The 200-nt window shown below is 54.5% G+C and carries 1 rRNA gene; it reads left to right on the top strand.

Annotated features, from left to right (window positions below):
* Positions 1-200: ribosomal RNA gene (locus tag ACH1XZ_RS23410) — 23S ribosomal RNA — on the top strand; the annotation flags it as partial.

The raw sequence follows: 200 nt of genomic DNA, 5'->3' as shown, positions 1-200 counted from the left end.
GAAGATGTAACGGGGCTAAACTGTGCACCGAAGCTGCGGCAGCGACACTCTGTGTTGTTGGGTAGGGGAGCGTTCTGTAAGCCTGCGAAGGTGTCTCGTGAGGGATGCTGGAGGTATCAGAAGTGCGAATGCTGACATAAGTAACGATAATGCGGGTGAAAAACCCGCACGCCGGAAGACCAAGGGTTCCTGTCCAACGT

Origin of the sequence: Kluyvera chengduensis (assembly GCF_044197065.1) — a bacterium.
In the GTDB taxonomy this organism is placed as follows: Bacteria; Pseudomonadota; Gammaproteobacteria; order Enterobacterales; family Enterobacteriaceae; genus Kluyvera; species Kluyvera ascorbata_C.
Note: the sequence above shows the minus strand (reverse complement) of the source record. Positions and strands in the feature narration are given on the sequence as shown.